Source organism: Acinetobacter sp. P8-3-8 (assembly GCF_000214135.1).
Classification (GTDB): Bacteria; Pseudomonadota; Gammaproteobacteria; order Pseudomonadales; family Moraxellaceae; genus Acinetobacter.
The window spans coordinates 39,758-54,465 of sequence record NZ_AFIE01000010.1 but is presented as its reverse complement, the minus strand read 5'-3'; the positions used below and the strand labels follow the sequence as shown (position 1 = coordinate 54,465).

General features: G+C 36.3%; 13 protein-coding genes. 6 read left to right on the top strand and 7 right to left on the bottom strand.

What is annotated here, in order from left to right; translation table 11 throughout:
* Positions 1-153: 153 nt before the first annotated feature.
* The gene (locus GGG_RS0106680; protein WP_010113281.1) at positions 154-924 is read right to left on the bottom strand and encodes a response regulator; all 771 of its coding nucleotides are present in this window, start codon (positions 922-924) and stop codon (positions 154-156) included.
* A gap of 732 nt (positions 925-1,656) precedes the next feature.
* On the opposite strand from GGG_RS0106680, the gene GGG_RS0106675 reads away from it, so the two are divergent.
* Positions 1,657-2,673: an AI-2E family transporter gene (locus tag GGG_RS0106675; RefSeq protein ID WP_010113279.1), complete on the top strand. Its 1,017-nt coding sequence runs from the start codon at positions 1,657-1,659 to the stop codon at positions 2,671-2,673.
* A gap of 136 nt (positions 2,674-2,809) precedes the next feature.
* Here GGG_RS0106675 and rapA read toward each other — a convergent pair whose 3' ends face one another.
* On the bottom strand, positions 2,810-5,647 hold the full coding sequence (rapA, locus tag GGG_RS0106670) for an RNA polymerase-associated protein RapA (protein ID WP_010113277.1): 2,838 nt from the start codon (positions 5,645-5,647) through the stop codon (positions 2,810-2,812).
* Positions 5,648-5,788: 141 nt separating this feature from the next.
* Positions 5,789-6,433, bottom strand: a complete 645-nt coding sequence (locus GGG_RS0106665) for an RluA family pseudouridine synthase (protein ID WP_010113274.1) — start codon at positions 6,431-6,433, stop codon at positions 5,789-5,791.
* Between the two features lie 474 nt (positions 6,434-6,907).
* Here GGG_RS0106665 and GGG_RS0106660 point away from each other — a divergent pair, with 474 nt between their 5' ends.
* Both GGG_RS0106660 and GGG_RS0106655 read left to right on the top strand, forming a co-directional pair.
* Positions 6,908-7,609 (top strand): hypothetical protein, encoded by a 702-nt coding sequence (locus GGG_RS0106660; protein WP_010113273.1) that lies wholly within the window; start codon positions 6,908-6,910, stop codon positions 7,607-7,609.
* Positions 7,610-8,018: 409 nt separating this feature from the next.
* Positions 8,019-8,819: a phosphatidylinositol-specific phospholipase C domain-containing protein gene (locus GGG_RS0106655; protein ID WP_029574483.1), complete on the top strand. Its 801-nt coding sequence runs from the start codon at positions 8,019-8,021 to the stop codon at positions 8,817-8,819.
* A 197-nt stretch (positions 8,820-9,016) separates the two neighbouring features.
* Here the strand turns inward: GGG_RS0106655 and GGG_RS0106650 are convergent, their stop codons facing one another.
* Positions 9,017-9,643, bottom strand: a complete 627-nt coding sequence (locus GGG_RS0106650; RefSeq protein ID WP_010113269.1) for a cation transporter — start codon at positions 9,641-9,643, stop codon at positions 9,017-9,019.
* Positions 9,644-9,761: 118 nt separating this feature from the next.
* On the opposite strand from GGG_RS0106650, the gene GGG_RS0106645 reads away from it, so the two are divergent.
* Positions 9,762-10,166, top strand: a complete 405-nt coding sequence (locus GGG_RS0106645) for a Cd(II)/Pb(II)-responsive transcriptional regulator (protein WP_010113268.1) — start codon at positions 9,762-9,764, stop codon at positions 10,164-10,166.
* Positions 10,167-10,186: 20 nt separating this feature from the next.
* Here GGG_RS0106645 and arsH read toward each other — a convergent pair whose 3' ends face one another.
* The 3 genes from arsH to GGG_RS0106630 form a co-directional block, all read right to left on the bottom strand.
* Positions 10,187-10,891, bottom strand: a complete 705-nt coding sequence (gene arsH / locus GGG_RS0106640; protein ID WP_010113266.1) for an arsenical resistance protein ArsH — start codon at positions 10,889-10,891, stop codon at positions 10,187-10,189.
* A 328-nt stretch (positions 10,892-11,219) separates the two neighbouring features.
* Positions 11,220-12,260 (bottom strand): ACR3 family arsenite efflux transporter, encoded by a 1,041-nt coding sequence (gene arsB, locus GGG_RS0106635; protein WP_010113264.1) that lies wholly within the window; start codon positions 12,258-12,260, stop codon positions 11,220-11,222.
* Between the two features lie 18 nt (positions 12,261-12,278).
* Positions 12,279-12,602 carry a metalloregulator ArsR/SmtB family transcription factor gene (locus GGG_RS0106630; protein WP_010113262.1) on the bottom strand — a complete coding sequence of 108 codons (324 nt, stop codon included), beginning with the start codon at positions 12,600-12,602 and terminating at the stop codon, positions 12,279-12,281.
* A gap of 96 nt (positions 12,603-12,698) precedes the next feature.
* On the opposite strand from GGG_RS0106630, the gene arsC reads away from it, so the two are divergent.
* Together arsC and yegQ are read left to right on the top strand one after the other, a co-directional pair.
* A complete protein-coding gene (gene arsC, locus GGG_RS0106625) occupies positions 12,699-13,130 on the top strand; it encodes an arsenate reductase (glutaredoxin) (protein WP_010113260.1) in 432 nt (143 codons plus the stop codon).
* Positions 13,131-13,294: 164 nt separating this feature from the next.
* The gene (yegQ, locus tag GGG_RS0106620) at positions 13,295-14,707 is read left to right on the top strand and encodes a tRNA 5-hydroxyuridine modification protein YegQ (protein ID WP_029574482.1); all 1,413 of its coding nucleotides are present in this window, start codon (positions 13,295-13,297) and stop codon (positions 14,705-14,707) included.
* Position 14,708: the final 1 nt, after the last annotated feature.

Genomic DNA, 14,708 nt, shown 5'->3' with positions numbered 1-14,708 from the left:
CCATTTCAATCTGGTTTAAAATTGAAATGGCTAGATATCTGATCAAGTTAAAACGTCTAAATCTATCTTTTGCTTAGCTACACCCTATCTGTATAAGCACTAATAAATTTTAAACCACAACCAAAGTCAAAATACGTATAAAATTGAATAATATTAATCAATTAATCCAATTTTCTTGGCTGCATTAATTGCCTTTGTTCTCGAGTTTACCGATAGTTTGTGATAGATATTTTTAATATGACAATCTACAGTAAATTTAGAAATACTCAGTGTTTCAGAAATTTCTCGGCTACTATTTCCAGCAGCAACTAAAACCAATATTTCCAACTCTCTGACTGACAAATTGCTTTCTACTTTGTGTTGTGAGCAAGATGATTTAACTACATCATCCGTATGATGCATACTTTTTAAAATTTGACTTGCAACAAAAGGATCGATGATTACCCCGCCACGCAACAAACTACGAATTGCAAAAATCAGTTCAAAATCATCACGTTCTTTTAAAACATACCCTGAAGCACCAGCAGAAAGTGCTTTTAATATCGTTTCTACCGAGTTCCATGCAGAAACAACCATAATCGGTGTTTCATTGTCATTTTTGAATTCACGCATATAGGAAATAAAGTCGATACCATTACCATCAGGCAATCCTAAATCAACCAAAACCAACGCTGTATGCTTCTTTTCATAAATCTCCTCCGCCCCCTTAATCGTTTGAGTAAAGTTTAAGTCCTCATCTTTATAACCAAACCTGACTAATATTTTATACATGCGCTCTTGAATAACTGGATCGTCTTCTAAAACAAGAACAGGTAACCTTAATTTGCAATCCATGTTAAAAATATTATTAAAGCGTTCATCCATTTTATGTTCGTCTTCTAATGTATGAGTAGGTAATGGTAATTGATAGTCTACAGAAAACATGTATTCCACTCCTTCCTTACTTCCTATTATTGTTAATTTAAAACCATGAATAAAACAATAACCAATATTGGGTATATTTAAAAGAAATTAGAAAAATTATTCAATAATTTTAATTAAAAACATAAGTAACAATGATTTATAGAATATGTAACATATTTTATAAAATAAAACTCATTTTATATTTAAAACAACATTTTCATAATTTAATTATTAAGTTTATTTTAATATTAACATAAATTCAAAATTACTTATTTTTAGTGATTTATTATCCAAATGCTCTGAACTAATTTAATGATAAGGCTACAGGGTATCTTTTCTTGATTGAAAGGATAGGTCTTTCTTTAAGTTTAAAAACACAATTAACAACTATTGAATGGGGAATTTCATCTATATTTTCATTTTTAATATTCATCTCTCTTTAACCTTTTAGTTTTAGAAAGAATTAAAAATGAACTTTTTTAGACTTGGTCTCTTTATTTAACTGAGCGTTATACGCCCTGTTTATCTATTGCATAAAATGCGATCAAGTCCCCTTTTGCTGATGAACTGCACATGTTCATCAGCCTTTTTTTGTCTGCAATATCGATCATTTACATCATCAAAAAAGTATTCATTTAATTTTAAGTATTTCACACTATAAATAGAAAAAAGCCTAGAATTGAAAATATCTTCAATGATCAAATCAATAATAATCCTGATAACCCAACTGCGCCAAACGAATTGGATAATTCAATGAACCTACTGAATGAGCGTCAAAGTATTCTTGCAAGTTATATCATCATGTTAATCGCGTTGATTTTATTGATTCCATTACATTTACTTGCAAGCTTTTTCGCTGGTTTTGTCATTTATGAAATCATTAATAGTTTGGGTACGATCACTGAAAGATATATCGATGGTCAACGCGCTAGACTCACCATCAGCGTCATTCTAGGCATTCTCATTGTCACATTGATTACTTTTGCGATTACTAGTCTTGTAAGTTTTATGCAACACGATGTCCAAGGCTCTGGAATCAACGGATTAAGTTTGCAAATTGATGCAACACTACAAAAACTCCAACTTGAAATTGCACAATATATCCCAGGATTTATTCCTTATACTTTACCTGAGCTTAAGGATCAGACACTGGCTCTGATGAAAGACAATTTATCTACGCTCAAACATACAGGCACAGATTTCATTCATAATCTTGCCACAATGCTGATTGGTTCAATTATCGGTATCTTGGTTTCATTAAATCGTTTGCATAAGGCACCTGAACATCCTGTGTTTAAACAAGCCATGATTCAGCGCATTGAGAATTTATCGATTTCTTTTAAGAACGTCGTATTCGCTCAATTCAAGATTTCTCTGATCAATACTGGACTATTCATTGTATTCTCACATATTTTATTGCCGATTTTTGGCATACACCTGCCCTTTGCCAATACTTTAGTGATTTTGACTTTTATTTTTGGCTTAATCCCAATTGTAGGAAACTTAATTTCCAATTCTATTATTGTGGTTACAGGTCTAACCATTTCCGTAAGCATTGCGGGGATTGCATTAATCTATCTTATCTTCATTCATAAGCTTGAATATTTTATCAATGCCAAAATTATTGGCACAAAAATACATGCAGCTTCATGGGAAGTTTTATTGGCAATGTTGGTATTTGAGTCTATTTTCGGACTTGCAGGTTTGATCGTTGCGCCTATTTTCTATGCCTACATCAAGTTGGAATTAAAAGAGGCGAAGATGATCTGAGCTAATTTATGAATGAACTCATTTATAAATGATCTAAGTGATAAAAAAGCAAAAGCTCCCCAAGGAGCTTTTGTTTTTTAAATTCTTTCTGAAAGCGTTCTAATTCGTTCAGAACCAAATTAAGTATGTGAATAAATTACGGTTTAACCACAACTAAAATCTGAATAGCTTCTGGTGTTACAGATAAACCGTCTAATAAGCCTAAACCTTCTTTTTGGAATTTCTGTAAACGCTCAATTTCATCTGCACGAATACTTGGATTGAACTGTTTTAAGTAAGTTAAACGGTCAATTTCATATTGCCATTTACTTCCATAAATCTCTTTCGCCTGCTCACGCAATGTCGGCAACGCCCCTTTGGCAATATCTAACGCTTGAGCATAACGTGCTTCAACCACTTCACGACGAGCTTTGACCACTTGGCGACAGCTATTGCTATCCAAATGATGCAAATACGGTTTGATGATTTCAGGATCAAGCTTTGCAGTGATGTCTTGACCATTTTCAGTCAACAATACACGTATCAATTGTGTCGGCAAACTTGAAGGCAAATTCAATGCTTTCGGTGCAACAACATCCACTTTAAACCACACTTCTAACAAGATTGTACCTTGTTTTAAAGCATTGGTTTTAAGAATTGCGACATTGGTACTACCAAAAGATTGTGTACGGATAATTTCCATCACACTTTCAGTAAATGGATGCTCAAGGGTTAAATACTGAGCATCTTCACGAATCTGAGCTTGATCACGATAGAACGTTGCCGTCATCCCTTCTTCATCAATATCCAAGCCTTGAACTTGCATTTGATCCGTTGGTTTGATGATGACCGTACCATTACTTTGTTCGTCAAAATCAATATTCGTTGCCGCCATGAAGCGCTTCATAAACATTGGTAATAAAGTATTGTCATCATAATCTTCAAGTGCTGTCACAATTTCTTGTGCAACCATTGGGCGACATGAATTGTATTCTAATAAACGATCACGGCCTTCTTGTAACTCATTTTCAAGCGCTTGACGTTGAACATTCACTGCTTCAAGAAGCTCTTCAAACTCTTGACCTTTATCTGTCAATAAGCACTCTTTTAAATCGAGAATAAAGTTTTCTTGAAGCGTTTGAGCCGTTGGAGAAATACTGCTGAAAATATTCAGTGCTTCGTTATACCAACGGAACATACGTTCTTGTGCTGTTCCTAACAGATAAGGCACATGAATTTGGATACGATGTTCTTGACCAATACGATCTAAACGACCGATACGTTGTTCTAAAACATCAGGATTGGCAGGTAAGTCAAATAACACCAGATTAGAAGCAAACTGGAAATTACGACCTTCTGAACCAATTTCAGAACACAATAAAATCTGCGCACCGTAAGAATCTTCTGCAAAATACGCCGCAGCTTGGTCACGTTCCAACAAGCTCATGCCTTCATGGAACATCGCTGTGCGAATACCTGCGTGGATACGTAAAGCATTTTCCAAAGCTTCAACCACTGGACCGCTACGTGCAATCAGCAATACTTTGTGATGTTTTAAATCTGTACGTAATCTTTCCATCAACCACGTCACACGTGGATCAGTTTCCATCCAAGCACCATCAAGTTGTGCTTCTTCAGGCCACATTTGCTCACGTAATTTACCATCTTTAGACCAGTTTTCTGGTGCAGGTAATGGTGCAGGCTGACAGTCACGACCAGGGAAGCCTTGAATCGCTTCACGGGTATTACGGAATAGAATACGTCCAGTACCATGACGATCTAAAAGTTCATGAATCGCACGGAAACGGTGTTCAGGTTGGTCTTCAATCGGATGACCGAGTAGCTTTTCAACAGCGGCTAAATGCTCTGCTTCCAGCGGAAGATCAGACATCAATACTTCTGCAATTTTAGCCGTATGGTGATATTGCTCTTCTTCATCCAAAAAACGCTCTAATGAACTAAAACGCTGTGGATCAAGTAAACGTAAACGTGCAAAATGGCTTTCTACACCCAATTGTTCAGGTGTTGCTGTCAATAACAATACACCTTCAGTTTTTTCAGCAAGCTCTTCTACAAGGTCGTAACGATCATTACCACCTTCCTCTTCGCTCCACATCAAATGATGCGCTTCATCGACAACAAGAAGATCGAAACCAGCTTCAAGTGCTTGTTCACGTAAATCATCATGGTCAATCATCAAATCTACTGAAGCAATGATGCATTGTTCCGTTAAGAATGGATTCAGTTCAGGATCATGTTCTTTAATCGAAGCGGTACGTGTCAAATCAAACAATGAGAAGTTCAAATTGAAACGACGGCGCATTTCAATCATCCATTGATATTGCAATGAATCAGGTACCAGAATCAAAATACGCTCTGAACGACCTGTTTTGAGTTGTTGATGGATAATCAGTCCAGCTTCAATGGTTTTACCTAAACCAACTTCATCTGCAAGTAAAACACGTGGTGCAAAACGCTTACCGACTTCATGTGCAATATAAAGTTGATGTGGAATCAAACCGACACGTGCGCCAACCAAACCACGCAATGGCGAAGTTTGCATATTGGCTTGCATTTGCATGGCTTCAATACGCAAGTCATACCATTCTTTATAGTCGATTTGGCTTGCAAGCAAACGCTCTAAAGGTTTTGACAATTGGATTTGTGCGCCAATACGTGTTTCATTGAGCGCCTTACGTTCTTGCTCACCATTTTCTAGTGTGCGAATCACGTTATAACGAATCACACCATTGCGATCATCAAATGATTCAACCGTCCATTTATTGCCTTCTTGGTCTTGAACTTCATCATTTACATTGAAGACAATACGAGATAGAGGTGCGTTATTACGTGCATAGACACGAGTTTCATCACTTTTCGGAAAGAGAATACTAATTGAACGTTCATCGACATCAATCAGCACACCTAAACCTAATTCAGTTTCTGTGTCTGATAACCAACGTTGACCTATAGCAAATTGTTGCAATTTTTCCACCTTTATCTCAAGTTAGGACCGAAACACAGTTGCTCAAATCAGGAGAATATTTGAACAAAGTATACCGTCTTTACGCAATACTTTTTGACATAAAGCTCACTAAATTCTGAGCTTTTTTCACGATCTATTTAAAAATTTGAACTAAAACGGAACTGGACAATCAAATTGTACAAGCTCCTCTGTTTTAGGATGATGAAAACTCAATTGTTGTGCATGTAAACACAACCGTGGCATAAGCTGTTGCTGTTCTGCTGTTGCATATAAAGTATCACCAATAATAGGGTGACCTAAATATTGCATATGAACACGTAACTGATGTGACCGCCCTGTAATCGGTGTTAATTCAACACGTGTTACAGCCTGTCCTTGTATTTGAAAATGTTCAATGACTTTCCAGTGTGTAAAAGCGGGTTTGTTATGTGAAGGATCAACAATATGTAGGGGTGGATGTTCAGGATCATAGATTACAGGGATATCAACAGTCCCCTCACCTTGTAAATGTCCTGCAACCACAGCTTGGTATATTTTAGATGTTTGACGTTCTTGAAACTGACGCGAAATGGTTTTTTGTCCCCATTTACTTAAACCGAATACAAGAATACCTGAAGTATCTCGATCTAAACGATGAATCAGTAAAGTCTTAGGTTCTATTTTCAATAAGCGATTGATCACACAATCTTGTAGGTCTTCTGTTTTTCCGGGAACTGTGAGTATGCCTGCGGGCTTATGAATCACCATAAAATCATCTTCACGATGTATCAGGTGCTCGGTTAGAAAATTACTCAAGGTTCAGTTCCGCTGATCGTGCAAACAAGCGAGCAATTCTATGAATCTTGACATAAAAATACAATGAATATTTTTGGTTTTTTAGCTTTATTCATCGGTTTACCAATACACTTGCCTACATTATCCAAACTTTACAAATCAAGCTTCCCCCTCAGTATTTAATCATAGTCAAAAAAATTGAAACGAAATCCTCATTTTAAATTTATCCTACCCTCAAATGATGATTCGAATTTTAAATGTAGAGAAAAAGGAGATCGAACACATGCATGATTTAGGTAAATTTTAATGCATTAATTAAGAATAATAAGCTTGTCATAAAATGAATCATCATACATTTTGCCAACCCACAACGTTAAAAAATGAATAATCTATTGATAAAGCACTTTTTTGCCGTATTTTTTGGCAACTTATAAACTTAACGCTTTCATGATGAAATGTTATAAAACAATAAGTTTGATTAAAATGAGTAAAAATATGAATAAAATGACATCTAAATTCACATTATCAGTCACACTTTTTTCAGCGATTTTAATGACAGGTTGTGCAACCAAAACCCTTTTAGAAAAAGACGATGGCGTACGTACTCGAGACGTTCAACACGTGTTAATCAATGACACCGTTCTCGCTTTCGGAAAACCATCTCAAGCAATCCCTACATTACCTGCGGATAGTATCGTCATTGCTGGACAACAGCAAAGTTATATTCTGACCAGTGGTGGTGCTCGCTTTGTCAAAGTTATTTCTGGGCTTGATCCTAAATTGATTCAAATTGATAAAGAACTTAAATTCTATTCAGCAAATAATGATGGAAAGTTTTCAGGCACATTACCACTCAAATACGTCAAACTTTCAGAAGATGTGACCAAGCAAGATCGTGAATTTTTTATTGAAAATGGTGCTGAAGAATGCACAACTTCAAGTGACCAACGTTTAAAAGCACAACGTTTTTGTTTTAATCTAGCTTTATCTGGCGTGATTTTTCCGCCTGCAACCAATAGCGCCTCACTAAAAGCACTCAGCAAACCATATAGCGTCAGTATTTACACTTATGAGCAAGTCAAAGATTATTCCCAAGTTGGACGTAAAACGACTGACAAAGTTGTACTCTTCCCTTTTGCCGTTGCATTTGATGTCGTGACATTACCATTCCAAGCCATTCAAAAGATTTTTGATTAAATATTCTGTGTTTCACACACTATTTTTGATAATAAATCGATCTTTTAAGCTTTTTTAATCGTGCCAAACTGAGCTTTTACACGGGTTTTAAAGCTCAGTTTATTCTCAATTAAATTGTTACAATATTTTAATACAAATCATTGTTTTCAATAAAAATATACGAACGATTAATTCATTCTATTCTACTTCATTTTTTACTTATTTTTAGTGATTCTCACAATTACAAAAGTTGAATACTTTATAAACTCAAACATCAAAGTTGAGTTCTGCGATGAATCTTGGAATAAATAAACACGTATATAGCGTAGCAACCCATAATTGGATGAGACATTTAAATCCAAACTTAAAATTAAGTGAAATTACCATCCCGGGGACGCATTGCTCAGCGACTTACAATTTTGATGACTCGATGAATCATCTTAAACATCAGAACTATACTTTACTTGAACAACTTCATGATGGAATCCGCTATTTGGATATCCAATTGGCATGTACACATCCTGAAGATTACTCATTGAGTGTGATTCATGATCGTTATCATTGCCAAATCAATTTTGAACAAGTGCTTCTGACCTGCAAAAACTTTTTAAAACGCAATCCTACAGAAATTATCTGTATTCAAATTGTGCAAAGAGAAACCAAATTCTTCAATTTTAAACGCAATTTTATGCATCATTTAGAAGAATTTTTAACTGAAGGGAATAAAACCTATTTCTATGAATGTGATCGAAATACAACGATCAGTGAACTAAGAGGAAAAATCGTCTTCTTTAATCATTGTACCGCAATCAGTGAAATCGGGATTCCGTGTCAAGCTGGATTATATGAATATTCCAATCCATTAGATCAGAAGTTCCGTATTTTGCCTTTGCAATATCACACTGAAACTGCTGGACAAATCACTGGAATTAAAAAGCTGATTGATGAAGCGACAACCAACAGCAATGATACTTTATATATCAGCTATAACTGTGTGAAAACGCATTCTGAAAAAGAAACTCCTTATGATTTGGCATGGGGCAATGGTTTAACACACTACCCGGTCATGAATAAAGCATTGATGGTTATTTTGGAAAATTTACCGAACCATCCAGCACGTTTAGGTGTCATTTTATTAGATTATTATCGCAACATGGATAAGAATGGTTTCAATCTGACCAAAACCCTGATTGAACTTAACTTACGTTATAGCGTGAAGAATTATATATGAACAGTTTATTCAGAATAACTCCATAGAATCAACGATCTAAAATAAATAGATTGATATTCATGGAGTTATTCATAAATTAAGGCATCTTTGCGTTTTCAAGGATACATAGATTTTTTATCGACTATTTCATTAATCGACTGTTTCATTAATAAACAATAAAAATTCGTCAATAAGTAATAAAAAACCAACAATCACAATCATGCACTGACCATTTTATTTTGCTTTCTTTCTTGCATAGCTTTTTTAATCACTTGATATCCACCTGTTAGTCCAAGAATTGACATCACCACAGCCACGATTAAATCTGGAATCAAACTGCCTGTACCAAAAACACCTACCGCAGCAAGAATCACGGCGACATTTCCAATCGCATCATTACGACTACATAACCATACCGATTGCATATTTGAATCGCCATCACGGAACGCGTAAAGAATGACCGCAGCAATCACATTGGCAATTAAAGCAAGCACACCAATGGTACCCATCGTGATCGCTTCAGGTGGAATTCCTTGTACATAGGCATAAGCCGTTTTAGCAATCACCACCAAGCCAAATAACGCCATGGTTACGCCTTTTAATAAAGCTACCGTTGCACGCCAGTACAGACTCGCACCCAATACAGCCAGTGAAATACCGTAATTGACTGCATCACCAAAAAAGTCCAGTGAATCTGCCCAAAGCGCCGATGAATGTGCATAAGCACCACCGATCAACTCAACCAAAAACATAGCTAAGTTAATGAATAATGCAATCCACAATGCAGTTCTAAATTTACTATTTGGTTTTTGTGGAGCAGGCTCATGGCTACAAGTACATGCCATAACATTCCTCACTTGATTAAATCTTTATCTGTATTATGCTTATTTAAAACTATGGAGTTACTCCAAGGTCAAGCCTGTTTTGAAAAATCGAGTAGGAAAATAATTGAGGAAATAGATTATGCATCAATATTTAATCAGTGATTTAGCCAAAAAGACTCAACTGAGCAATGACACCATTCGTTTTTATGAGAAGAAACAATTAATTAAGCCCAGTTTTAGAGCAGATAATAATTATAAATATTATGATGATGAAGCACTCAAACGTCTGATTTTTATCAAACGTTGTCGCTCTTTAGATATGACTTTACATGAAATCACTCAACTTTTAGAGCAAATTCAGTACCCTGAACAAGGCTGCCAAGTGATTGATCAATTGATTGAGGAACACATTCAACATGTAGAAACACGTATTCAAGAATTGATGAGTTTTAAAACTCAACTACGTGAATTACGTCAATCATGTTCCTCAAATACCACCATTGATCATTGCCAGATTGTCAAAAAACTGGAAACTTCAGAATAACTTATGAGGTTTATAGTAACTTACAATGCTTTTTGATTCACTCGTTTAGACAACTGCTCTGCTGATTCTTTACGTTCAGAATAACGATCCGTTAAAAAAGCAGTTTGTCCACGTGTTAATAATGTAAATTTAAATAACTCTTCCATCACATCCACAATTCGATCGTAATAAGCAGAAGCTTTCATCCGATCATTTTCATCAAACTCTAAAAATGCTTTTGGAATAGAGGACTGATTTGGAATAGTGATCATTCGCATCCAACGACCTAAAATACGCAATTGATTCACTGTATTAAATGACTGTGAACCACCCGATACTTGCATGAGAGCCAATGTTTTACCCTGCGTGGCACGAATCGCACCTGCGGCTAAAGGAATCCAGTCAATTTGTGATTTGAAAATAGAACTCATCGAACCATGCCGTTCAGGTGAACACCATACCATTCCTTCTGCCCAAGCCAAGAGCTCATGGAGTTCCTGAACTTTAGGGTGTGTAGTTTCAGCATCTTCAGGCAGTGGTAAACCCTTTGGATGAAAGATTTTAACCTCTGCTCCAAATGCTTCTAGGATTCGCCCTGCTTCCATAACAGCCAAACGGCTAAATGAACGCTCTCGATTAGAACCATACAACAATAAAATACGAGGTGGATGAGTTAAAGCTTTGGCTTGAATCTGCTCAAAACTTGGTGTTTCTAGTATGTCTAGATCAATATTGGGTAAGTTCATTCCACTTATACCTACGAATCTGCTTTTAGAAAATTATCTGCTGTACCTCATTTTTCTCGTTGCTTTATAAAAATATGAGGATACGCGCTAGCGTCATCCGTTATTGTTCGAGGCAGGACTACTATTGATAAAAATGTTTCTGCGACTAATTCATCAATAGATAATATTTAACGAGTTCAACGGTGAGGAGCAATGAATGCTCCGCAAGGTGGTTTTCTTGCGAAGCTCTGCTTCTCATTTTGCCGAAACAAAAGTAGGTCGAACCGAAGGTTATTCCTTAAATTTAAATTTTAGACATAAGACACCGTCACAATCTCTTCGAATAAAATCAAACATTTGAAAAATATTTTTTACGTAACCACAAAGACACACTCACCAAAACAATCAATACAGGCACTTCCACCAATGGCCCTATCACTGTGGTAAATGCGACAGGTGAAGCCAGTCCAAAAGTTGCTATTGCAACTGCAAGTGCCAATTCAAAATTATTCCCTGCCGCAGTAAAAGAAATTGCTGTAGTACGAGGATAATCATTGCCCATCCATTTACTCATAAAGAAACTCAGGAAGAACATCACCACAAAGTAAATAGTCAAAGGAATGGCTATTCGTAATACATCTAAAGGTAAATGAACAACTTCTGCGCCCTTTAAACTAAACATGGCGACAATCGTGAAGAGCAATGCCAATAGACTTAAAGGACTAATCTTTGGAATAAATTTAGCCTGATACCATTGCAAACCTTTGGCTTTAACTAAAATGAATCGACTTAAAAAGCCCAATAAGAAAGGAATACCTAAATAAACCAGTACAGCGTGAGTAATTGTCCAAAAACCAACATCAATCACTTGTCCTGCTACACCAAAATATGGCGGCAGGAAGTTCAGAAATAACCATGCATAACTACTGAAAAAGAGAATCTGAAAAATACTGTTAAATGCCACTAAACCTGCAACATATTGATTATCACCACAGGCCAAACCATTCCAAACCAATACCATTGCAATACAACGTGCCAAGCCAATCAGAATCAAACCTGTCATATATTCAGGATAGGCATGTAAGAAAATGATCGCCAAAACAAACATCAAACACGGTGCAATCAACCAGTTCTGAACCAATGAAAGCATCAAGGTACGTTTATCTTTAAACACCTGTGGCAAGGTTGCATAATCCACTTTGGCTAAAGGTGGATACATCATTAAAATAAGCCCAATCGCTATAGGAATGTTGACTGAACCTATACTTAAATGATCTAAGGCGAGTGAAGCTTGAGGAAAATACACACTAATCCCGATTCCCAACGCCATAGCGATGAAAATCCATAAGGTTAAGTTACGATCTAAAAAAGACAGTTTGGACGCAGACATCTTTGTACTCTCTACCACTTATTCGCAACAATTCACGGAATTGATATTGCTTAGGCTATTTCCAAACGTATCACTAGACTGTTTCGCAATGATTCTCAAAACTGCGACAGCCCATTCAGGTAAATCAGGATTTAAACGATAATAAACCCACTGCCCTTTGCGCTGATCAAGCAGAATAGATAGATTTCTAAGCAATGCTAAATGTCTTGAAATTTTCGGCTGACTCAACTGCATTGCCTCAGTCATTTCACAGACACAAACATTGTCTTTTGCCATCACCATTTTCAAAATATCTAAACGGGTTGGGTCAGATAGGCACTTAAAGAAATCTGTTTGATCCATCTTGATTACTCAATTTTGCAATTTCATATATTTACTATTGCGAATATACGCATATCCATATATAAATGCAATATTGCTTTTACACAGAGAATAAACATGTCATCGAATCAGATTAAGATTTATCACAATCCTGCTTGTGGGACGTCAAGAAATACACTGGCGCTCATTCGAAATTCGGGACAAGAGCCTGAAGTGATTGAGTATTTGCAAAATCCACCAACTCAAGATCAGTTGATTAACATGATTCAACAATCAGGTTTATCCGTACGTGAAGCCATTCGTAAAAATGTTGAACCTTATGAAACTTTAAAATTAGAACAACAACATTGGACAGATGAACAATTAATAGAGTTTATGTTGGAATACCCTATTTTGATCAATCGACCTTTTGTCGTGACTGAATTAGGTGTGAGATTGTGCCGACCTTCTGAATTGGTCTTGGATATTTTATCTGCACCGCAACTCAAACCTTTTAGCAAAGAAGATGGTGAAATTATTATCGATCAACAACTCAAACGAGTAAAATAATTTTTCGTTCGATTTGATTTATCTTATAAAATTAAATATATATCACTGAATAATAAAAATATTTTAAATAAATCAACCTAATAATCCTGAGTGTTTTACTAGGTTGAATCTTATTTTTAAATGCCTACAATAAAGACATAATTTTTGTATGCCTTTAGATTGATATGAGCATCTCTCACGTTACTGAACTACTCTCACCTGCGGGTTCGCTTAAAAATATGCGCTATGCATTCGCTTATGGTGCAGATGCCGTTTATGCAGGTCAGCCACGCTATAGTTTACGTGTTCGTAATAATTCATTCGATCATGACAATTTAAAAATCGGCATTGCTGAGGCGCATGCATTAGGTAAGAAATTCTATGTCGTGGTAAATATTCAACCACACAATTCTAAATTAAAAAACTTTATTAAAGATCTCGAACCAGTCGTTGCGATGCAACCTGATGCATTGATCATGTCTGATCCAGGCTTAATCATGTTGGTTCGAGAACATTTCCCCGAAATGTCCATTCACTTATCGGTACAAGCCAATGCTGTGAACTGGGCAACAGTAAAATTTTGGAAAAATATGGGGCTGAGCCGTGTCATTTTGTCACGTGAATTGTCTTTAGAGGAAATTGAAGAAATTAAGCAAAATGTACCTGATATGGAAATCGAAGTTTTCGTACATGGTGCGCTTTGCATGGCTTATTCCGGTCGTTGCTTACTTTCAGGTTATATGAATAAACGTGATGCAAATCAAGGCGCATGCACCAATGCATGTCGCTGGAAATATAGCATCCACGAAGCAGTAGAAGATGTCACTGGGGATGTCATTCCAGCTCAACCGCTGGAGTTAAAGTCTAACTGCTGCAATAACAAAGATGCCGACGAGCAACACGCCTTACAACAACATCAATTTGGCGAGCCGGTTTTATTACAACGCAATGATGAAGAAATGTTCGCTGCCGAAGAAGATGAACATGGTTCTTATATCATGAACTCCAAAGATTTACGTGCAGTACAACATGTCGATCGTTTAACCAAGATGGGCATTCATTCTCTTAAAATTGAAGGACGCACCAAATCTTACTTCTACTGTGCCAGAACAGCGCAAATTTATCGTAAAGCCATTGATGATGCGCTATTAGGGAAAGCATTTGACCCTGCTTTAATGTTGCAACTAGAAGGCCTAGCCAATCGTGGCTATACCGAAGGTTTCTTACGCCGTCATGTACATAGTGATTATCAAAATTACCAATCTGGGTCATCTCAATTTGATCATCAACAATTTGTTGGAGAAATACTTGAAGCGAATGCTCAATATCTTCAAGTCGATGTCAAAAATCGTTTTGTCATCGGTGACTCATTAGAACTCATGACGACATCAGGAAATATCACGTTTACCTTAACAGAAATACGAGATAAGCATGGCAATGTCATTACAGAAGCGAAAGGTTCAGGGCATATTGTATCTATCCCATTACCTGTTGATAGCAATATGAAGATTGATATGAAATATGCTTTGTTAATTAGAAACTTACCTAGTTCGACCATGAATATTTCTGCATCATCTTTAGCTTATCAAGCAGGTTAAT

Bases quoted from the DNA above. Each gene is read 5' to 3' on its own strand.
- GGG_RS0106680 (WP_010113281.1), bottom strand. From the start codon at position 924: ATGTTTTCTGTAGACTATCAATTACCATTACCTACTCATACATTAGAA.
- GGG_RS0106675 (WP_010113279.1), top strand. From the start codon at position 1,657: ATGAACCTACTGAATGAGCGTCAAAGTATTCTTGCAAGTTATATCATC.
- GGG_RS0106660 (WP_010113273.1), top strand. From the start codon at position 6,908: ATGAATAAAATGACATCTAAATTCACATTATCAGTCACACTTTTTTCA.
- GGG_RS0106655 (WP_029574483.1), top strand. From the start codon at position 8,019: ATGAATCATCTTAAACATCAGAACTATACTTTACTTGAACAACTTCAT.
- GGG_RS0106650 (WP_010113269.1), bottom strand. From the start codon at position 9,643: ATGGCATGTACTTGTAGCCATGAGCCTGCTCCACAAAAACCAAATAGT.
- GGG_RS0106645 (WP_010113268.1), top strand. From the start codon at position 9,762: ATGCATCAATATTTAATCAGTGATTTAGCCAAAAAGACTCAACTGAGC.
- arsH (WP_010113266.1), bottom strand. From the start codon at position 10,891: ATGAACTTACCCAATATTGATCTAGACATACTAGAAACACCAAGTTTT.
- arsB (WP_010113264.1), bottom strand. From the start codon at position 12,260: ATGTCTGCGTCCAAACTGTCTTTTTTAGATCGTAACTTAACCTTATGG.
- GGG_RS0106630 (WP_010113262.1), bottom strand. From the start codon at position 12,602: ATGGATCAAACAGATTTCTTTAAGTGCCTATCTGACCCAACCCGTTTA.
- arsC (WP_010113260.1), top strand. From the start codon at position 12,699: ATGTCATCGAATCAGATTAAGATTTATCACAATCCTGCTTGTGGGACG.
- yegQ (WP_029574482.1), top strand. From the start codon at position 13,295: ATGAGCATCTCTCACGTTACTGAACTACTCTCACCTGCGGGTTCGCTT.